Genomic DNA, 20,400 nt, shown 5'->3' with positions numbered 1-20,400 from the left:
GTGAGCAACTGACATTTGGGCTGAGTTCCATCTTCGATGCTGATGATGCCACTAGGCATCTTTCGTAATCAAAAAGCGGACTTTTTTAACAACTACTTATAGAGAAGAAATATTTGTAAGAATTAATTGTTGTAAATATCGTAGTAAACTAATTATCAGATTATTTATATGGTTTTTAATGAGTTTTTATATAATAATATAACTGATACTTAAATATCAAAGGAGGGTGAAAAATGTCAACAGCTAGACTTAGACAGAGCGAATTATCAGAGCGTAAAGTGTACGCAGTTGACTTATTCTGTGGAGCTGGTGGTTTGACGCATGGTCTCGTCAAATCCGGAATAAACGTTAAACTTGGAGTGGATATTGATCCAGCTTGCTACTACCCATATACATCTAATAATAAGGCTAAATTTAAATTAAAATCAGTTGAAGATTTGCAATCAAAAGATATTAGATTAGGATTTCGAAAGAACGGTATAAATTTATTGGCAGGCTGTGCCCCATGTCAAACTTTCTCATCCTATAATCGTAAAGCTGACCAAAATGATGAGAGGTGGTGGCTACTTTTACAATTCTCTAGGCTTGTAAACGATACCTTGCCCGATTTAGTTACAATGGAAAATGTCCCGGAACTAATTAAACAAGAAGTATTTGGGGATTTTGTAGATAAATTAAGGTGTTTAGGATATTTTGTTGATTATAAAATAGTTAATTGTGCGGATTATGGATTGCCTCAACAAAGACGCAGGTTAGTACTGTTAGCTTCTAGATTCGCTGATATACAATTATTAAAGCCTATTAACTTTGAGATAACTCAGACAACTGTGAGAGATGCAATAGGAGATTTGTCTCCACTAGGTGCAGGGGAAAGTGATTTTAAGGATCCACTCCACCACTCATCATCATTATCTACCATCAATCTTAAACGGATTAAGGCCTCCTTGCCAGGTGGCACATGGCGTGATTGGGAGGAGAATTTAGTTGCTGCGTGCCATAAAAAAAGTTCAGGCAAAAGTTATTCAAGTGTTTATGGAAGGATGGTTTGGGATGAGCCTTCTCCTACAATGACCACCCAATTTTTCGGGTTTGGTAATGGAAGGTTTGGCCATCCTGAGCAAAATAGAGCTATTTCTCTTAGAGAAGGGGCTATTTTGCAAAGTTTTCCTAAGGAGTATAAATTCGTGCCTCCTGGTGAACCTATATCAGTTAAAACAATTGGACGTTTAATAGGAAATGCCGTCCCTGTAGTCTTGGGTGAGATTATAGGCTTAAGCATACGTAAACATTTGAAACAGCAGGAAGCAAAGATTAAACAATTACGAAAAGAAAAATAAAGTAATATGATTGGAGGAAGAGATTTATGGAAGAAGAATATAAAATAACGATTAGCCTTAATGTATTAAATCATCTTGGGATTAATTTATACAGTAACATAGCATCTGTACTCGCAGAAACTGTTGCAAATGCTTGGGATGCTGATGCGAATTCAGTAGATATAGATATCGATAAGAATAATAATATAATTACAATTTTTGATGATGGACATGGAATGACGAGAAATGATATAAATCAAAAATTTTTAAAGGTAGGTTACCCTCGTAGGGAAAGTGAAGAGGGTAGGTTATCTCCGAAATACAAAAGACCCGTAATGGGGAGAAAGGGAATAGGAAAACTTTCCCTTTTTTCAATTGCAGATACTATTGAGGTATATTCAGTTCGTGACGGACAAAAGAGTGCACTCCGCATGTCTCTCAAGGAGTTAAAAGAACAGATTAAAGGATCGGGAGATTCGGGAGGAACTTATAATCCTGATGTACTTGATGCTAATGATATAGACTTTAAAAACGGTACAAAGATAATTTTACGTGATCTTCGCCAAAAGAGGATTTATGAGGCTTCGTTAAGGAAGAAGTTGGCTAGGAGATTTAGTGTTATTGGAGAAACACATAATTTCTCAGTATTAGTTAATGGAACTCCAATAACTATTTCAGATAGAGATTACTTCAAAAAACTAGAGAATGTATGGACTTATGGCGAAATAGATATTCCTCCAAATATATCAATTACTGAGCACATACCAGTTGCAGTTACTAAAAATGGTAATTCTATAAAGGGGTGGATAGGGACAGTAAAGGAGTCTGGTGATCTTAAGGAAGGCACTGAAAGTTTGAACCAAATAGTTGTTATGGTGAGAAATAAATTGGCTCAAGAAGATATATTGGCTGAGATAAATGAAACTGGTATTTATAGTACATATTTAATAGGAGAGATCCATGCTGATTTTTTAGATGATGATGGTCTTGAAGATATTGCAACTAGTAGTCGTCAACATATTATTGAGGATGATCCCCGATACTTAGAATTGAGGGAGTGGGTTAAAGAACAACTTAAAAAAATTCAGGGTAAATGGTCTTTTTTAAGAGGACAAAAAGGTAAAGATGAAGCATTAAAAAATCCTGCACTAAAAGCATGGTTTAAAACACTATCACCTGAGTATAAAACGTCAGCAACAAAACTATTTGGACGTATAAATCAAATGACTGCTGAATCAAGTGAAGATAGGGGGACACTCTTTAGCCATGCAGTTTTAGCATTTGAGAGTTTAAGGTATAGAGATAACCTTGATGCATTAGATAAAATATCAGTAGAAAATTTACAAGCTTTGAGTGAAGTTTTTGGTAGATTGGATGATTTAGAAGCTTCGCTTTATTATCAAATAATAAAAGAACGTATAGAAGTAATTAGAGTACTACAAGATAAAGTAGATGCTAATGATCTTGAAAAAGTTATTCAGGAACATCTCTTTAATCATCTGTGGTTATTGGATCCATCTTGGGAGAGGGCTACGGATTCAGATTATATGGAACAACGTATAGACAAGGTTTTCGGCGCTCTTGATGCTGACTTAAGTGATGAAGAACGGAGGGCAAGATTAGACATTAGATATAAAAACGTTTCTGGAAAGAATGTAGTTATTGAATTAAAGCGCCCGGATAGAGTGGTCGACTATTGGGAATTAGGTAGGCAGATAGATAAGTATAGAACAGCTATGCAAAGGATTTTAGACGAGACTGGAGCAAAAGAACCACTGGAGTTTATTTGCGTTTTGGGGAGACCTTTGAGAGGTTGGGAAGATTCTCGAAAACGTGAAGAAGATGTTGCAAAACTTAAAAGCCAAGATGCACGTGTAGTGCTCTATCCTGAATTGATTAGAAATGCCATGCAAGCTTATCAGAGTTACTTAAGTAGAAGTAAAGATGCGGGGCAAGTGTTTGAGTTGATGAAAGATATTCAAATGGGGGCAAGAGTGATTGAAACGGAGCATTCAGTGGTAACAGACCAGGTAGCGGTCGCTTTAGAAAAACCACAATAATTCTGTAGAGCGTATCTTTCTTTAAGTATATTGGAAAATACTAAAATAATACTTGTCCCCTAGGGAAGTCCAGAGGGCAAGTATTATTAAAAATTTAACTCTAGCCCACCGAAATTTTGATACTAGGATCAGTTTCGACTTGAGCAACAATTTGGTTATATTTCTCAATAAGACGTTCAACAGTAACCTTTCTTTCCGAAGTTAAAAAGTTACTTAATTCATATAAGTTTGTAGCTATAAATTGCTCAGCCTCAAGGATATCTATTCTTCCGTCTATTCCTTGGATTTTAGCGAGGCTTTCTGCTCCAGCCATATTTTCATAGGTAGTGATGATGATAGGCTTGTAGCCAGCCTCAAGATTCCGTAGACACTTTCTCAATAATGCTTCACTTGGGGCAGTAGTAACATGAATAACAACCTCGTCTATTAAGAAATCACCGCTTCTTCCGCTCCCAGAGTCTGACACAGAAAATCCATGTCTTGAAACTAATTCATCAGATAGAATAAGTGAGAGTTTAGCACCCACTAAATGTTGAAGTACAGCGCCAGCATACATTGTCCCAGGATTATCTTTTTGACGTTTTACTGCTTGAGATAGTAGATCTTTGACAATAGTCCTTAGTGATTTGCTTGTATCATACTTGAGTACAAACGGTTGAGCAGTAAAAAAGTCCATTATACGGTCAACCCACCATCTCTCAACAAAATCAAGATCCATAATGTTTTCTTGATTAATTAAGTTTAGAAAGTTAACATATTCTTCTACGTACCCGATACTGCCCCGGCTTGTTCTGCCAGCCTCTTCAGCGAGAACGCGTACTATTCCGTATTCTTTAAGTATCGCTTGGACATTGGATTTACTTAATCCCTTAATTTGGCCCTTATTGTCCGTCCTCATAATGGAAAAATCAAGTGGTAAATTATCGATCTTAGCCTTTCTGGTTGTGATTAAAATCGCAGCTAACTTACCTTTTGTTGTTAGTTTATTTTGTTCTCTAAATTCAAATAATCGTCTGGAGAGTTCCTCGTGAATTGTCATAAAAGCCTCCTAAAGCTTGATCTGAATTAAGTGTAGCGAGATTTGCAAGAAGATGTTTTGCTAGGTATCTGGCTACAGGAACTGCAACTGCATCTCCCATGGCTCTGTATCCATCGTTATATGAACCAGGGAATTTATAAGATTCAGGAGCTCCCATCAAGCGAGCGGTTTCCCTAACAGTCAGAAGTCTAGTTTTAATTTTACCTTCATGCTTTAAAACCAAGTATTGTCTACTACTTCCACCTTCAGGAGTTCTAAGACAACCTGCAATTCCGTCAAATCGAAGTTCAAGAACTTGTTTGCCGTTCCTAGTTCTTTTGTATCCTGGGGCGACAAGTATGTTTTCCGAAATAAATTTATCAAAATGGCGAGGATTTATAAGAGATATGGTTTTATTAATCGTATCTTCAGGGTCACATGGTGCATCCCATTCAATTATATCAGCCAGATCTTTTTTTCGAGTTGGTGGTACAGGCATATTCCACCATATCCAGTCATGAAGATCATTACCTACTTTTATTATTGATTTCGTATGAAGCCAAGTTGGACTTTCGCTTATTAACTTACTTGGAATATTTATTCCCTTTTTTATAGCAATTACAAATATTCTAGGTCTTGACTGGGGAATCCATAATGCAGCATCAAGCATTATAGCTCCGACTTTATAGCCTCTACTTCTCAGGGCTTCATGTAAAACGCGATAGTGATTTCCACCTCCAGAAGACATCAGTCCTTCTACGTTTTCAGCCACTAGTATTGGTGGTAAGTGTTGCATTTCATCCAGTACTCGAAGCCATTCCCATACCACACCACTTCTTTTACCATTTATTCCAGCTGAGAGCCCTGCCAACGATAAGTCTTGGCAAGGGAAACTGGCCCATGATAATTCTACCCTAGGTAAGTTTCCCCCATTAATATTTTTGACGTCATCTAGATTAAAGTTTCTACTCCCATTATTCTCTTTATATACTATTGACTTTTTTTTATCTATGTCATTTGCCCAAACAGCTTTAAAAAAGTTTTTTAGAGCATAAGTCACTAACCCACTACCTGCGAAGAATTCTAAAAAAGTAAAGGTGGATTTATTTTGTTTTTCTTGGATTGCAAACATCAGCAACCACCTCCATATATAAAATTTGTTATTGTCTAAAAACTACTTTCTTTATATTCTATATGAATAGGAGCAAACGTTCTAGTTTTAGTTTTTAATGTTATAAAATCTTAAAATTTATTCATGTTGTCTTTAGTCAATGCTCTGATAATTTCTAGGTTGATTTTGGAAATTGAAGAAATCTGATCATCTGATAATGTACTGGTTAGAGCGATATAATTATCAATAGTTCTTTGTCGTATATTATCATTATTGCTGAAACTTTTTGCATACATTAACTCATTTAATGAGACATTCAAGGCGAGAAGAACTTTTTCCAACGTATCAATGGAAAAGTTTCTTTCGCCTCTTTCTAATGCTCCGATATATCTATAATCCAATCCAGCAATATCAGCCAGTTTTTGTTGAGTGAGTCCTTTGGCATTTCGCATTGCTCTAATTCGTATACCTATTAATTGGCGTAACTCTGACATTATAACCACCTCATAACAAGCTTAGATAAGATGGGTCATAAAAGTCAGGTTAAAATATATAGCAATAATGGTGTTATTTACGCATTTTAAGTAGTATAATGAACGGATATCATTACTTCACAGGAGTAATTAGGAAATCTGTTTGCCTTTACTATCAAAGGAGGGCTTGTCTTTGCGGAAATCTATCCTAAAATCACTCAAACCGGACATCATTGTTGAAATGTTGGAGATGGCTGTGGCTTTTGAAAATTGGAACAAGGTGATGGAGAGGGCGGACATGTTATATCAATGTGTGCAGTCGATCCATGAAGAGCGGCAGGAGTATCAGTCAAAGGGAGTGCCTGCGCCACATATACACATCGATCGGCCCTTGGTCTACTATTACGGGTTCAGTCACTTAATGCGGGGGATGGCTCACCAGAAGATGGGACAGGTAGCTCAGGCACGGGCATATATCGATCAATATGCAGATCTGGGATGGATGGAGGATCTAGATGAGGTAGGTATGCAGGTGGTGCAGGAGTTTAAGCATAAGGCACAGGTGAATCGGTATGCTCTTGAGATTGAAGCCGGGCAGGTGGAACTGCTGGAGGAGTTTGTGAACTTTTTGCTTGAGCATCCGGAGGAAGGGTTGGCAGGTCTGAAAGTGATTACGGAAGCAGCAGTGCGGCATAGATGGCAGATTGATCGGGTTTTACATGTGTTCGAGGATCAGATACAGGGCGATGGCAGAGAAATGGATTCTTTAAACAACGATGATATGTACCATTACTGTTATCAGCGAGCTCTGTACGAACAGTGGATGGGAAGACCGCAGGAGGCCGTGGAGTTCATTTTGCAGGCTATTCGGTTAGCGGATAAGCTTGGGATGGATCGGTATTTTATAAAGTGCATGGCATTGTTGGAAGTATTGCGGGAAGGGGCGACAGCGGAGCAGATTGGACGATATCGGGTGATGTTGGAGGAAATGAAGTAGGAGAGGTATTTACTGAAACTGATAGGATATGCCTTGAAGTGGGTATATGCATATAGGACCACAGCACCGAAGAGGAGCACAGCTTGTGTTTTTACCATGGTGAAATCAGGATGTTAGCCGGATAGTTTACGTATTACACTTCTGCTAACATAGGATAATCCTATTTTGAATGAGCGGAGAAACGTATGAGTACAATCAAAGTTACCCCTGAACAACTACATCACGTATCGAATCAGGTGGATCAAGCCAGACAACAGTTAGAGAGTATACGAAATGATCTGACGAGACAGATCATGTTCGTTCAGATGATGTGGATGGGCGCGACGCAGGAGCGATTTTACTATGAGTTCGAGCAGTCACGACCTATACTGGATAAAGCGCTGGAGAGTATGGTGAATACATCCAAGGAATTGAAGGTTATCGCCACGCGTTTCCAAGATGCAGATGCTCAGAAGGTAAGTCTGGGTGGTGCGTTTGGAGCAGTCGGTGCCGTAGCTATGATGACCAAATCAACGGGTGATTCAGGTTCGGGTGACAAGGGCTATCGGATGGCGCAAGTCAATATGTTTGGTAAATGGGTATGGATGCCTGTCAACGAGAATGGTGTTGCGGATCAGGCTGCTCTTCAGGCTTATCAGAGGGATCAGGGAAATCTAGACTTTAATCGCATGCAAGCTGTGAACGTTGAATCGCCTGGGGAAGATATTTTTGCATTACAGATCAAGGCGTTTGAGATGGGCATTCATCCTACGACGGGAGAGCCTGTATCCGATAAGTATGCTCAGATGATGGTGACCTCTCTGAAGTTTAGTCAGGTTTTCATGGCGCTCCAGATGGTTCGTGGGAGCATGCCGGGCAGTAAAGGGCCTTACCGATTGCCTGCTTCTAATCCCGCAGTGGCGAAGATTAAGCAGCATATTGAGGCTGCTAAGGCGAAGGAGAAAGGAAATAGTAAATTCCTAGAAGGAAGTGTTAAAGGTCTATCATTGAGCCCTAAAGCATTGGAACATTCCTCCAAAGGTGATTTCACTATTAACCCTAAGAATGGGAAGATTTCTAAGATGAAAGGCGGAGGACATGGACAGTCCAATATTGATTTTCTTAAGGCCAACGGATTTGAATATAATATTGAAAAAACGTATTCAAATGGTGTAAGAGCAGGTAATATCCCTGAGCATAAGACCCCTGCGAAACGAGAGGGAAGTAATCAAGCTTGGTTTCCTAAAAGCTGGTCAGATTCAGATATTACAAAAGCAGGAGAGAGTGTTGTGAATAAACCACAAAATGCTTCTAAACCTGATGGTGTAGTTGTCTATGGAGAATATAATGGGGTTAGAGTTGGGGTTATTAAAACCAATGGAGAGATTGGAACAATTTTTCCTGATGCTACACAACAACCATAATGGGAGGTCATTATAAATGATTCAAGAGGCAAGAGAAGTAATACGAAAAAGAGCGGCTCTTCATATGAATGATCCAGTAATTGAGCAATACAGAGATGAACTAATTAATATACTAAGCCAAAATGAAGATGAGACGATTCAATTCCTCAAGAACTGTAGTAAGGACGAACTTATTTGGGTTAGTGAGGTGTTTGAAGAAATAGCTTATAATCTCCAAAGTACAGAATATATTAACACCCTCAAGGAATGTGATAAAAAATATCCTGAATTAAAATTAACGAATATTATCAAGACGGCCATTTCTTACATGGATTAATCTTACCAGTATACAGAAAGTAGGATCAAACTGGGAGATGACTAAGATAGAGGTTAATGTTTAATATGTACAAACAATTAGATAATCTTTTATCGGCTGTGACGACAGTTGATTCCTGGTATGATGACGGTTGTATTATAGTAGCAGAATTATTGGAGGATTTCGGACAAAGTGATTGGGATCAGTTAACCATTGAGGTGTTGAATAAGCCACTGTACTGGAAGAAAAAGCTGGCTTACTGTCTAGATAGTACACAGCACACACAAGAATTTGAAATCCTGCTTTCTCTACTTTCTGTTGAAGACAGCGAGTTGTTTGAAATATGTATAGATACATTAAGAAGTTACACATCTACTGAACATAAGCAACGAATTATAAATCATCCAATGATATTAGATCGTGTGCATAATGCAATTTCAGGAGCAGGCACTGCCAGCCAAAAAATATTAGAGGAATTTCTTAAGGGGTTAAAATAGGTGAAATTAGTAGAATGAAAAAATTCACCATCAAACGATAACGCAGTTGCTAGGGCTGCGTTATTTAGTCGTTACCATTTTCGTAACGCTTAGGAGTGAAAGCATGGATTTTGATATCGTAGAGATAAAGGACTATTATGACACGGAAATAATTCATTATGACTTCACTAATCTAAAAGATTTGGGCATAAGTGAAGAGAATGCTCATTTTTTAATCGACATAGGAGTCCCAGAACAGTATGATGATTTTTCCTTTTATGAATCTGAAGCTTTCCAAGTGAAAGTTATTGAAGGAGAGGAATATATTCAGATTGGTCACTTCGTAAGTTATGGTATGCGTGACTCGTATGGTCTCTATCTAAAACAAGGGAGCGATATGTTTTTCACAACATCATCATTGGATAAGTCCAACGTATATATGCTCAATAAGAATTTGGGAACCTTCTTTTTGTTTCATCTAATTAGAAGTGAACTGGCAACTAAAATGAGAATGGAAGGTACATATACCTCAGATGAGTATGCTAGAGCACTTCGTGGTTATTTTGAGAAGATTGATCCGATAGCAATGAAGAATGTCGAAGGTTACTGGTCACATATGCTGGAAGACTACGAAACTGGATTGTAACTTTTCGAGTAATCTTGCATGGTTCTACCTGTAAACAACCCGGATCGTAAAGAAAATACCTACTAATCAAGCCCCCATATGTAACAAAAAACATGAAGAATCCGCTCTCATCCGAGAGTCGGATTTTTTCTCGTTTCACCACCAACATAACTCTTGTCAAAACGTAATCATTACGATATGATAATACTCATTGTTTAGATCATAATGATTACGATTAAGAGAGAGGGGCATTACCTTGAATAAAAAGACGCCACTGCTAGCGCTGGTCTCCTTGGCCTTGAGCGCTGGACTGTTGAGCGCCTGCGGATCATCTGAGTCCAGTCCCGCTGCGCAACCATCCACCGATAATAAAAATGTTCATTTCCTATATAACTTCTCCACGAGTTCGCTAGATCCACATGTGGATTCTAGCTATGTGCCGCTGCGCGCGGGCATTACGGAAACGCTGGTTCGTCTCGATGAAGAGAATCTGACTGTTGCTCCATGGCTCGCCGAGAGCTGGGAGAGCGAAGACGGGCAGCATTGGACGATAGACCTGCGAGATGATGTGACCTTCCAGAATGGCAAGCCAATGACAGGCGAATCCGTTAAGGCATCCCTTGAGCGGGCACTGGAAGAGAATGTAGCCATCCAGAACGCGCTGAAGATCGATACGATTGAAGCCGAAGGCGACAAGCTGGAGATTACTACAACTCAGCCGTTTCCGGAGTTCGCTTCCGAACTGGTGAACCCTAACACGGCGATTATCGACGTGAGTGAGCAAGATATTGTGAACAAGCCTATTGGTACGGGTCCGTTCAAGCTGACTTCTTTTACCCCAGGCAGCAAACTGGAACTGGATCGTTATGATAAATATTGGGATGGAGCATCGCCTCTGGATTCCATTACGTTCTCATTCAATGAAGATGCCAATGCCCGCACACTAGCGCTCAAATCTGGGCAGGTAGATATTGTATACCGTCCGGAAGTAGAGAGTCTTGAATCGCTCAAAGCGATGGACGGCATGACCGTTGAATCTACATCGACGTTCCGCGTGCATCAACTAACGATGAACATGCAGCGGGAGAGTATGAAGGACCTTAATGTTCGTCGTGCGCTGGACGCGCTGATTGACCGTCAGGGTATCGTGGACACGATCCTGCTCGGCTATGGCGAAGCAGCCATCGGGCCGTTCCTGCCATCGCTGCCATTCGCACCAACCTATACGGATACAGCAACGGAATCCGGAGCTGATGTCGCTGTAAAATATCTTGGCGAAGCAGGGTACACGCAGCAAAACGGCTTGATGACCAAGGATGGCAAACCATTGCAGCTGACGCTCCTGACATATTCGGCTCGTGCCGATCTGCCACTAATTGCTCAAGTGTTCCAATCTGATGCGAAGAAGATCGGTATCGACGTGCAGATTCGCCAGATTGACACGCCAGAAGATTATATGGCGTCTAATCGCGACTGGGATATTGCAACGTACAGTAATTTGACGGCCCCTCGTGGAGATGCTGGTTATTACCTGAATGCAACATACCATCCGAAGGGTGCCCTTAATTTCAGCGGATCGGAAGATCCAGAGCTGACCAAGATCATCGACGAACTGAATCTCACAGTTGCACCGGAGAAGCGCGCAGAGCTTGCCGAGAAGGCAGCCAACTATGTGCATGATAACGTACTGAATTCATTCGTGCTGCATCCAGGTACGATCGTTGCCTACAACGGCAAGAAGATCAAGAACTGGGTTACCACTCGCAGTGAATATTACATGATTACCAATAAGCTGGATGTGATGTAATGTTTCGCATTTTGCTTCGGAAGTTCCTTGAAGTATTTATCTTTCTGTTGTTCATTATGTTTGTGAGCTTCCTGTTCATTCGTCTGGCTCCGGGTGATCCCGTGCTGACGATCCTGAATGTGGACGAACTGTCTGTTAGTCAGGAGCAGGTCGAAGCTGTACGCGAGGAGATGGGATTCAATGATTCGCTTCCTGTCCAGTTCGGCAACTGGTTGCTCGATTTTGTTCGTCTCGACTTCGGTGTATCGTATTCAACAGGCCAGCCAGTTATGCAGACCCTGATGCGTGCGCTGCCTGCTACGGCTGAACTGACGATTGGCGCACTGCTGGTCATGCTTGTTATAGCTATCCCGCTCGGCTCGCTATCAGCACTCCATCGTGGCAGTTGGATTGACCGCGGCAGCCGGATGCTCTCCATTGTGGGTGCGGCGGTGCCAAGCTTCTGGCTGAGTCTAATCCTGATCGATATGTTCGGCGTACGCTTTGGCAATCTGCCGACCATGGGTCGGGATGGATTCGCCTCGCTTATTCTGCCATCTCTGACGCTGGGACTTGCCATCTCCAGCGTTTATGTGCGTCTTTTGCGTTCCAGCCTGCTGGATTCACTAAGTCAGGAGTTTGTTCGGTCCGCCCGGGCAAGAGGGTTATCCGAAGGTCGGATCTTCATGCTTCACGCGTTTCGGCACAGTCTGCCGCCTGTCATTACGGTATTTGGCGTAAGTCTCGGTAGCCTGATTGGCGGAGTTGTCGTGATTGAAGTGTTGTTCGCTTATCCGGGTATCGGCAAGCTTGTCGTTGATGCTATCCGCCAGCGTGATTATCCACTGATTCAGGGTTACATCCTGATCATGGCTATTGTGGTATTCCTCGTGAATACGGCGGTTGATCTATCTTATCGTTATTTGAATCCCGAAATGAAACTGAAGGAAAAGGAGGCCCACCGATGAAAACCATACCCCTGCTCATTCCAACGACAAAATCTAAAAAACATAACTGGCAGGCGATCATTGGTCTGCTGTTTGCACTGCTGGTCATCGCGGCCTCCTTATATGCCTTTTTATACTTGAAGCATGATCACACCTTAACGGATCTACGCGGACGATTGCAGGGCGCAAGTGCTCTCCATCCGTTCGGTACCGACCATCTGGGCCGCGATGTACTGACACGTCTGCTGCTTGGCGGCGGCCAAACACTGGGTTATAGCTTGCTGGCACTCGGTGCTGCACTGCTGATCGGTATTCCGTTTGGACTGATTGCAGGATACAAACGCGGCTGGGTTGATAAGTTATTCATGCGGATCGCCGATGCCTTTCTCGCTTTCCCTGATACCATCGTGGCGATTGTGCTCAGTGGCCTGCTTGGCGCGGGAATCGGTAATCTGGTATTGGCGATTGTGATCGTAAAGTGGGTCAGCTATGCGCGTCTCGTTCGAAGTACGGTTTTATCGGAGTCCCAAAAGGATTTCATTCGCATCGCCCGGACCAACGGACTTTCGGACGGTCGTATCATGAGAAAACATCTGCTTCCGCATATCGCAGGCCATGTGCTTGTGCTGGCCAGTCTTGATCTGGGTAAAATCATTCTGCTCATCTCTTCATTATCCTACATTGGCCTTGGCGCACAGCCGCCAACACCTGAATGGGGTGCGATGCTGAACGACTCACGGCCTTACTTCCAGTCTCGGCCGGAGCTAATGATCTATCCGGGTCTTGCCATTGTCTCGGTAGTGCTGCTTGCCAACATGCTGGGCGACTATCTAAGAGACCGGTTTGACGTGAAGAAGGAGGTGCAGCCATGATTCTCTCCATTGAGGAACTGAGCATCTCCAGTCGGGATCGTACGATTGTAGATCAAGTCTCTCTGGCTGTTCGCGAAGGTGAATTCATGGCATTGGTTGGTCAGAGCGGTAGTGGCAAAAGCTTACTCTCGCAAGCGATTGGTCGTCTGCTGCCGCCCAACCTGCATGCGTCGGGACGAGTCATGTTCGAAGGAAGCAACCTGCTCGAACGGAAGCCAAAGGAGATGCGCGCCCTGCGGGGAAGCCGCATCTCATATATTTTTCAAGACTATCAGGGAGCATTTACGCCATTTCGTAGTATTGGTGGGCACTTTGATGAATACCAGAAGGTACATGGGGAAAAGTCTTCTGCCCTCCGCAAGAAAAGGGCTGAAGAAGCGTTGGAATCGGTTGGCCTTAGCGCTGAATTGCTGCGTCGCTATCCGTTCCAGTTGAGCGGTGGACAGCTTCAGCGGGCTTCAATTGCTACGTCACTGATGCTGTCTCCTCGCCTGTTGATTGCTGACGAAGCAACAACGGCACTGGACAGTGTGTCTGGGCATCGCGTGTTGGAACTGCTGGCACGCAAACAAGCGGAGACGGGATGTGCCATTTTGTTTATCACGCATGATTGGCGCCATGTACGTCGCTATGCCAACCGCTTGGCTGTGATGAAGGAAGGGCAGATCGTCGAATCTGGCGGGAAACATCGCATTCTCGATCATCCCCAACATGAATATACGCGTCAGCTGATTGATGCGGCTCCCGTTCTGAGTCGCTCGCTGAAGTCGGGATTGAAGGAGGCAGGAACCGAATGAAGACAACCGCAAATGATGAACATCGTGGACTCGTGCAGTCCGAAGAAGAATCTGGTGTGAGAAGCCACGATTTTGCTAACGACGTAAACCATGCAGACACAGACAATGCAGTCATAGATACTACAGAAACAGATCATGCAGTTACAGATGCGGATATAGATACTGCCGGTTCAGACAATGCTTCATCGCTCAGCACTCCTGGCAATCCTGTGCTTCACGTGGAACATCTCAGCCGAACGTATGCAGGTGCAGACCGACCGGCTGTGAATGATATTTCCTTCGCCCTGAACCGTGGCGAATGCCTTGGCCTGGTTGGCGAGAGCGGCTGTGGCAAGAGTACACTCGCCCGCTGTCTGTTGAGGATTGAAGATGCAGATACAGGCTCGATTACACTGTCTGGACAGGATATTGCACGGCTGAGCGGCCGACGGTTGCGGCCTCATCGCCGGAAGATTCAGATTGTTTTCCAGAATCCAATGGCAGCACTAAACCCGAAGCTCAAGATTGCCGATTCACTAATCGATCCGTACGAACAACTTGGACGGAACGCCGAGCTGTCCCACTTTACCTACACATCGAAGGAGGCATACGTCCAAAAGCTGCTTGAAGCGGTCGAGCTTCCAAACGATTTGGCTGGACGTTACCCCCATGAGCTAAGTGGTGGACAGCGTCAGCGCGTCACGATTGCACGTGCTATTGGCATTGAACCGGACGTTGTTGTTCTGGATGAACCGACAGCCAGCCTGGACGTGATCTCGCAAGGAGCAGTTTTGCAGTTGCTCACCGATTTGCGGACATCGCTTGGCCTTTCATACGTGTTCATCTCGCATGACTTGGCCGCGGTACATCGCATGAGTCAGCGTATCATCGTCATGCGGGAAGGTCAGATCGTTGACCGCTTTGGCGCAGAAGCGTTGTTCGCTGAAGAACGCCATCCGTATACGAAAGAGTTAATTTCGATCTTCTGAGTACTCCCGGAGACGCCGGGGGTGGTAATCGTTAATTATAAATATGAAGCCGCCTTACGAAGAGATTCGAGAGCGGCTTTTAGTGCATCCATTTGATCACCCAAGTCCCACTAAAACCGGGTTCCTTTCCTTGTTTTGAACAAATATATCTTTCAGGCCTATAACCGGGCTAACGTTCCGATGTAAACTAGCGTATACTGATGGAATAGCAAATATCTTGAAATTGCATATTTAAATTGCTCTATATTATTGATACACTAGATCAAGGTTATAATCATTCAGAGAAGGTGCGATCCCGTTCAAGAATGGGCTTGCTGCAAATGCCAAATCGATAACGCTTACATCCTTTTGGCAAATATAGGATATAAGGACGGTAGACATGAGCCAGGGACAAACGAGTACAGATGTTATCTTGATTGGTGCCGGAATTATGAGTGCAACTTTGGGAACTTTGCTAAAAGAATTGGCACCAGACTGGAATATTAAGGTTTTCGAAAAGCTAGCCACTGCAGGAGAGGAAAGCTCCAACGAATGGAATAATGCCGGAACCGGGCATGCTGCATTGTGCGAACTTAACTATACCGTTGAACGACCAGACGGAACCGTAGATATTAGCAAAGCGATTAAAGTGAATGAACAATTTCAGATCTCAAAGCAATTTTGGTCCTATCTCGTCAATAGCCGTCTGATTCGTAATCCGCGGGACTTCATTATGCCGATTCCTCATTTGAGTTATGTACATGGAGAGAGCAATGTCCAGTTTTTGAAAAGACGTTATGACTCCTTGTCGAATCACCCGTTGTTCGCAGGCATGGAATTCTCGGATGACAAGAAAGAGCTGGCGAAATGGATGCCGCTGATGATGAAAGATCGTACCAGTAATGAACCTGTTGCAGCGACCAAAATTGACTCCGGTACGGACGTTAACTTTGGTGCTTTAACGCGTATGCTGATCAAACATTTGAAGGAACAACAAGTGGGCGTCCACTACCAACATAGCGTGAAGAATATGAAACGCACCAGCGATGGACAATGGGAATTATCCGTGAAAAATCTGAAGAGCGGTGCAGTCGAACGCCATAAGGCAAAATTCGTCTTTATCGGCGCGGGCGGTGGAAGTCTACATTTGCTCCAGAAGACGGGCATTCCGGAAGGTAAACATATCGGCGGATTCCCGGTCAGTGGGATCTTTATGGTGTGCAAAAATCCAAAAGTCGTGGAACAGCATCATGCCAAAGTATATGGCAAGGCTTCGGTAGGAGCTCCGCCTATGTCCGTTCCGCATCTAGACACCCGATTTATCGACAATAAGAAGTCGCTATTATTCGGACCGTTTGCCGGGTTCTCGCCGAAATTCCTGAAGACGGGTTCCAATGCCGACTTAATTACGTCGGTTAAGATGCATAATCTGCTTACGATGCTCGCAGCAGGTGTCAAAGAAATTTCTTTGACCAAATATCTGATCCAGCAACTGATGTTATCCAAAGAACAACGTATGGCAGAATTGCGTGACTTTGTTCCGGGTGCGAAGAGCGAGGATTGGGATATGGTTCTGGCGGGCCAGCGTGTGCAGGTAATCAAGGATACCGTCCAAGGGGGCAAGGGAACGCTCCAATTTGGTACGGAAGTGGTCACGTCGGCAGATGGAACAATTGCGGCTTTGCTAGGTGCATCACCAGGTGCATCCACCGCAGTTCAGGTCATGCTTGAGATTCTTCAGCGGTGTTTCCCGCAGCATATGGAGGCATGGGAGCCAAAGATCAAGGAAATGATTCCTTCCTATGGCATCTCACTTGTGGAGAACTTGGATCTTCTCAAAGAGGTTCATTCTTCAACAGCCAAAGCGCTGGGGTTATCGGATGAAAAACATGTCCTGCACGTATAACGTATAGTTTATCGTGTTAGATCATAATGAAGTCATAGAAAAGAGAGCTAAGCCGGGTCGAAACCCGTGCTTAGCTCTCTTTTGGTTTATTTGGTATGTCAGAACCTAAACTTGAACTCGAGCCTGGGCTTGAACATGTCCGCTATCCTCGCGTTCCCCGTAGACCTTACACAAAGCATACGGATATGGATCGTACAATATGCTGCTGCAGAGTCATAGAACGATCTTATCGCTCAGGCTCTCATGCTGCGGTCCAAAGGGATGACAAAGGAAACTTTCGTACCTTGGCCCGGCGAGCTGACGATGGTCAAACCTTGTCCGTACATCTGGGTCAACCGGCGATGTGTATTGGTTAATCCAATGCCTCCAGTTCCGCCTGGACCTTTCTTGGGCCACGCTAGTGCCCGTTCGATCTGCTCGGGCTGCATCCCCACACCGTCATCCTCGATCTCAATCAAGGTGGACGCTGTTTGGTTGATGATTCGGATATGCACGGTTCCACCCTCCACTTTGCTGAGAATACCATGTCGAACAGCATTCTCAATGAGCGGTTGAATGGTGAGTGGCGGCAGGGATAGATCAAGATCATCGGGAATATCCCAGATGACGTTCAACCGATTCATGAATCGTTCTTTCTCAATATAGAGATAGGCGCGGGATAGATCCAACTCATGAGTGACCTCAACCATTTTCTCCGAATTGACAAAATGAAAGCTGGTCTGAAGGTACTCGATAAAAGCATCGCCCAGTTTCTGCATTCGCTCCGTGTCCATCTCACTAAGAACCATGATTGAATTGAGCGTATTGAAAAGAAAATGGGGCTGAATCTGTGCTTGTAAGTAAGCAGCCTCCATGCGCAGTCGCTCATCAATAGATTGTTTCAGTACGATCAGAGACCCGATGCGATGTCTTAATTCAACGGCATCCACGGGCTTGGTGACATAGTCCGTAGCACCGGCCATGAATCCGGCGTATACATCCGCTGGCTCGTTACGGGCCGTCAGCAACAGGATGGGAAGCTCGGATACCGAATAACGCTTGCGTACATTCTCGGTCAGTTCATAACCGGACATATGAGGCATCATGACATCGGCAATCAGTAAGTCCCAAGGCTCCTTATCCAGCAACTCTAGTGCTTCAAGTGCGGAAGCTGCTGGTTGAATGTGATATGGTTCATTCGCAAGCATGGAGATCAGTACTCGCAGGTTTACAGGATCATCATCGACGGCAAGAATTCTTGCGGCAGTCTTATCTTGAGAGACGGTCTGCTGCTGCGGCTCTGCAATCGCAATTTCATCGAAGCTGTGAGCGTCCCATTGCTGCTCAGTCTGGTCCGGTAACGATGCGGTGTCTTCCCGTGGAAGCGAGATCTGGAAGGTCGATCCTTGCCCAGGTACGGATTGCACGGTGAGTTGGCCGCCATGGAGTTCGGTGAGCTGCCTGCTGATATTGAGACCGAGGCCGATTCCTCCGCTTAAACGAGCCTCTGGGGTCCCTTGTTCATACGCCTCGAATATTCGCTGTTGTATCTCCTCACTCATACCAACACCTGTATCTGAAACTTGAATCAAGACGTACTCTCCATGTTCCCGAACGGACACGGTAATGGTACCCTCATCGGTAAATTTGAGCGCATTATGCAACAGGTTGTAGAGCACCTGAACAAGTCTTCTCTCATCGGCTTGAATCAACGGCAGTGATTCTGGAATATCCACCTGCATATGGATGGGCTTGCCCTCTGCCATGAATCGGAACATACCGATCACGCCTGGAATGACCGATGCAAGAGATAAAGGTTTCTTCTGAAGCGTAACACGTTTTTCCTTCAAACGAATGACATCAAGGAGGTCATCCACCAGTTGGGACATGCGTCGGCCGATGGTAACTAACAGCTTCATGTCTTCTGCCTGCTGCCCACCTGATTTACGCCGTTCACGAACCGCGATGCTCTCGGCGATATTGATGATCCCGTGCAGCGGTGTACGCAATTCATGAGCCGTATTCACAAGAAACTGATCCTTCTGGCGATCCTCTTCTTTGAGCTGTTCGTACAACTTCTCGATCTCACTTGAATTGCGGAAGTATTTTCTGAACCAATAGGCGGAGAAGCCAAACATGGCCGCAATCACATCGATCGGATAATACACGTTGGTAATTTCGCTATGTGAGTTCACAATTCCCCATAACACGCTTGATAGGCTGCTAGTAGCCGCAAAGAGCAAAAAGCTTGCGTCCCTTCGTTTCTCGGCTGCCATTCGGAAGAATAGGTACACAGACCAGCCGATGGCAAACAGATAAAGGAAATCAGAGAGCCCAATCTCAAGTACATGATAGATCAGGGTCACTGGTGCGACGAGCAAAAATAAACAGTAAACGCCAAGCACGCTGGCATAGATACGGAACAGTTTACGCCATTGTAGATTATGGGAGAAGCTTTTAGCCATTTGTAAAAGAAAGAATGCGAACAACGGATAGGACAACGCTTTGGCCTTAACGATCCAAGTGAAGTTGAGTGGAATCCAACTCAATAACAGATTGTCATGGTCGGAAGCGACCGTTAGGGCAGCTACCAGCGTTAGCATCGAGAACGTCAGAAGAGCTCGTTCCTTTCGGATAAATAGAAACATGACAAAAGCGTATAGGCTGTGCAAAAGCAGTATAGCGAATGTAATCTTTTGCAAGTCAATGGATAGTCCTCGTTCACTTCCAATGGCTTCTGGAGAACCAAAATAGAGAGAGCGTGTGATCCCTCCGCTATAAGGATCGTCAAAATTGGCTGTCTGCACCAAAAGATTGAGTTCGGTAGAACCGTCAAGCACATAGGAAGTTGTAAATGCAGTCCTTTCTGGTCGATAGGCTTTGGCATGAGTGGCAGGTTGGCCGAATTCGGCAACAATGGTGCCGTTCATCTCGATAATCGATGATGTCTGGATTTTCTGAGCCCAGAGAGAGACTTCCTCCACAGATGGATCTAAAAGTATGCGAAGATGGTATGTCCCATATCCAAACGACGATGAGGATTGTGGTAATGCATCACGCCAGTCACCGGGAACTTGAATCGGTGTGGATGGGTTATCCGCTATTTTCGCGTCACGATTAGAGATTAACGCTTGGGGATAAAACTCCCATTCTCCGTCCAGGGATATGGGTGAAGTGTTGGCGAGGTCCCAGCCTCGAAGGTCCAACACGCCTTCAATGGGTTCAGGATGTGCGGGTATAGTGAAAGTCTCGGACCATATCCAGCGAAAGCCAAGCAAAATAGTCAGGAATAGAATCGACAGCACTACATATCGGGGTATCTTTTTATAGGTTATTGGTTTCATGGCAGACTTTAGTTTTCGACAGTTTACTTCAAATTCCTGCATGCCCTC

At 44.0% G+C, this 20,400-nt stretch carries 17 protein-coding genes; 13 read left to right on the top strand and 4 right to left on the bottom strand.

Annotated features, from left to right (window positions below; all coding sequences use genetic code 11):
- Positions 1 to 233: 233 nt before the first annotated feature.
- Positions 234 to 1,337 (top strand): DNA cytosine methyltransferase, encoded by a 1,104-nt coding sequence (locus EL84_RS05515; protein ID WP_047840991.1) that lies wholly within the window; start codon positions 234 to 236, stop codon positions 1,335 to 1,337.
- Between the two features lie 26 nt (positions 1,338 to 1,363).
- The gene (locus tag EL84_RS05510; protein WP_053061393.1) at positions 1,364 to 3,376 is read left to right on the top strand and encodes an ATP-binding protein; all 2,013 of its coding nucleotides are present in this window, start codon (positions 1,364 to 1,366) and stop codon (positions 3,374 to 3,376) included.
- Between the two features lie 100 nt (positions 3,377 to 3,476).
- Here the strand turns inward: EL84_RS05510 and EL84_RS05505 are convergent, their stop codons facing one another.
- The 3 genes from EL84_RS05505 to EL84_RS05495 all read right to left on the bottom strand — a co-directional run bounded on the left by EL84_RS05505 (position 3,477) and on the right by EL84_RS05495 (position 5,999).
- On the bottom strand, positions 3,477 to 4,415 hold the full coding sequence (locus tag EL84_RS05505; protein ID WP_047840990.1) for a DUF4928 family protein: 939 nt from the start codon (positions 4,413 to 4,415) through the stop codon (positions 3,477 to 3,479).
- Entirely contained in the window at positions 4,378 to 5,526 is a 1,149-nt protein-coding gene (locus EL84_RS05500; RefSeq protein ID WP_047840989.1) for a DNA cytosine methyltransferase, read from the bottom strand. The genes EL84_RS05505 and EL84_RS05500 overlap by 38 nt, the downstream gene beginning before the upstream one ends.
- A 110-nt stretch (positions 5,527 to 5,636) precedes the next feature.
- Positions 5,637 to 5,999: a helix-turn-helix domain-containing protein gene (locus tag EL84_RS05495; RefSeq protein WP_047840988.1), complete on the bottom strand. Its 363-nt coding sequence runs from the start codon at positions 5,997 to 5,999 to the stop codon at positions 5,637 to 5,639.
- A gap of 172 nt (positions 6,000 to 6,171) precedes the next feature.
- Between EL84_RS05495 and EL84_RS05490 the strand changes: the two genes are divergently transcribed.
- The 11 genes from EL84_RS05490 (at position 6,172) to EL84_RS05440 (ending at position 17,029) form a co-directional block, all read left to right on the top strand.
- Positions 6,172 to 6,975, top strand: coding sequence for a DNA-binding protein (locus tag EL84_RS05490; protein WP_082218873.1), 804 nt, complete (start codon positions 6,172 to 6,174; stop codon positions 6,973 to 6,975).
- Positions 6,976 to 7,160: 185 nt separating this feature from the next.
- Positions 7,161 to 8,378, top strand: a complete 1,218-nt coding sequence (locus tag EL84_RS31190; protein ID WP_082218871.1) for a WXG100 family type VII secretion target — start codon at positions 7,161 to 7,163, stop codon at positions 8,376 to 8,378.
- 16 nt (positions 8,379 to 8,394) lie between these two features.
- The gene (locus EL84_RS05480; RefSeq protein WP_047840987.1) at positions 8,395 to 8,694 is read left to right on the top strand and encodes a hypothetical protein; all 300 of its coding nucleotides are present in this window, start codon (positions 8,395 to 8,397) and stop codon (positions 8,692 to 8,694) included.
- Between the two features lie 65 nt (positions 8,695 to 8,759).
- Complete coding sequence (locus EL84_RS05475; protein WP_047841102.1) at positions 8,760 to 9,170, top strand: hypothetical protein; 411 nt, start codon at positions 8,760 to 8,762, stop codon at positions 9,168 to 9,170.
- Positions 9,171 to 9,273: 103 nt separating this feature from the next.
- The gene (locus EL84_RS05470) at positions 9,274 to 9,795 is read left to right on the top strand and encodes an SUKH-4 family immunity protein (protein ID WP_047840986.1); all 522 of its coding nucleotides are present in this window, start codon (positions 9,274 to 9,276) and stop codon (positions 9,793 to 9,795) included.
- A gap of 235 nt (positions 9,796 to 10,030) precedes the next feature.
- Positions 10,031 to 11,581, top strand: a complete 1,551-nt coding sequence (gene nikA / locus EL84_RS05465) for a nickel ABC transporter substrate-binding protein (protein WP_082218869.1) — start codon at positions 10,031 to 10,033, stop codon at positions 11,579 to 11,581.
- A complete protein-coding gene (gene nikB / locus EL84_RS05460) occupies positions 11,581 to 12,528 on the top strand; it encodes a nickel ABC transporter permease (protein ID WP_047840985.1) in 948 nt (315 codons plus the stop codon). Before nikA ends, nikB begins: the two co-directional genes overlap by 1 nt.
- Positions 12,525 to 13,379, top strand: a complete 855-nt coding sequence (nikC, locus tag EL84_RS05455) for a nickel transporter permease (RefSeq protein WP_082218867.1) — start codon at positions 12,525 to 12,527, stop codon at positions 13,377 to 13,379. Before nikB ends, nikC begins: the two co-directional genes overlap by 4 nt.
- Complete coding sequence (locus EL84_RS05450; protein ID WP_047840984.1) at positions 13,376 to 14,176, top strand: ABC transporter ATP-binding protein; 801 nt, start codon at positions 13,376 to 13,378, stop codon at positions 14,174 to 14,176. The genes nikC and EL84_RS05450 overlap by 4 nt, the downstream gene beginning before the upstream one ends.
- On the top strand, positions 14,173 to 15,144 hold the full coding sequence (locus tag EL84_RS05445) for an ABC transporter ATP-binding protein (protein WP_082218865.1): 972 nt from the start codon (positions 14,173 to 14,175) through the stop codon (positions 15,142 to 15,144). The genes EL84_RS05450 and EL84_RS05445 overlap by 4 nt, the downstream gene beginning before the upstream one ends.
- 379 nt (positions 15,145 to 15,523) lie before the next feature.
- Positions 15,524 to 17,029 (top strand): malate:quinone oxidoreductase, encoded by a 1,506-nt coding sequence (locus EL84_RS05440; RefSeq protein ID WP_047840983.1) that lies wholly within the window; start codon positions 15,524 to 15,526, stop codon positions 17,027 to 17,029.
- A 233-nt stretch (positions 17,030 to 17,262) separates the two neighbouring features.
- Here the strand turns inward: EL84_RS05440 and EL84_RS05435 are convergent, their stop codons facing one another.
- Positions 17,263 to 20,394, bottom strand: a complete 3,132-nt coding sequence (locus EL84_RS05435) for an ATP-binding protein (protein ID WP_082218863.1) — start codon at positions 20,392 to 20,394, stop codon at positions 17,263 to 17,265.
- Positions 20,395 to 20,400: the final 6 nt, after the last annotated feature.

Source organism: Paenibacillus sp. VT-400 (assembly GCF_001029205.1).
GTDB classification, from domain to species: Bacteria; Bacillota; Bacilli; order Paenibacillales; family Paenibacillaceae; genus Paenibacillus; species Paenibacillus amylolyticus.
The sequence above is the reverse complement of the archived record's forward strand: the minus strand, read 5'-3'. Positions and strand labels throughout refer to the sequence as shown.

Coding starts and splice junctions, on each gene's coding strand:
- EL84_RS05450 (WP_047840984.1), top strand. CDS start 13,376: ATGATTCTCTCCATTGAGGAACTGAGCATCTCCAGTCGGGATCGTACG.
- EL84_RS05470 (WP_047840986.1), top strand. CDS start 9,274: ATGGATTTTGATATCGTAGAGATAAAGGACTATTATGACACGGAAATA.
- EL84_RS05440 (WP_047840983.1), top strand. CDS start 15,524: ATGAGCCAGGGACAAACGAGTACAGATGTTATCTTGATTGGTGCCGGA.
- nikB (WP_047840985.1), top strand. CDS start 11,581: ATGTTTCGCATTTTGCTTCGGAAGTTCCTTGAAGTATTTATCTTTCTG.
- EL84_RS05435 (WP_082218863.1), bottom strand. CDS start 20,394: ATGCAGGAATTTGAAGTAAACTGTCGAAAACTAAAGTCTGCCATGAAA.
- EL84_RS05495 (WP_047840988.1), bottom strand. CDS start 5,999: ATGTCAGAGTTACGCCAATTAATAGGTATACGAATTAGAGCAATGCGA.
- EL84_RS05480 (WP_047840987.1), top strand. CDS start 8,395: ATGATTCAAGAGGCAAGAGAAGTAATACGAAAAAGAGCGGCTCTTCAT.
- nikC (WP_082218867.1), top strand. CDS start 12,525: ATGAAAACCATACCCCTGCTCATTCCAACGACAAAATCTAAAAAACAT.
- EL84_RS31190 (WP_082218871.1), top strand. CDS start 7,161: ATGAGTACAATCAAAGTTACCCCTGAACAACTACATCACGTATCGAAT.
- EL84_RS05505 (WP_047840990.1), bottom strand. CDS start 4,415: ATGACAATTCACGAGGAACTCTCCAGACGATTATTTGAATTTAGAGAA.
- EL84_RS05500 (WP_047840989.1), bottom strand. CDS start 5,526: ATGTTTGCAATCCAAGAAAAACAAAATAAATCCACCTTTACTTTTTTA.
- EL84_RS05445 (WP_082218865.1), top strand. CDS start 14,173: ATGAAGACAACCGCAAATGATGAACATCGTGGACTCGTGCAGTCCGAA.
- EL84_RS05510 (WP_053061393.1), top strand. CDS start 1,364: ATGGAAGAAGAATATAAAATAACGATTAGCCTTAATGTATTAAATCAT.
- EL84_RS05515 (WP_047840991.1), top strand. CDS start 234: ATGTCAACAGCTAGACTTAGACAGAGCGAATTATCAGAGCGTAAAGTG.
- EL84_RS05475 (WP_047841102.1), top strand. CDS start 8,760: ATGTACAAACAATTAGATAATCTTTTATCGGCTGTGACGACAGTTGAT.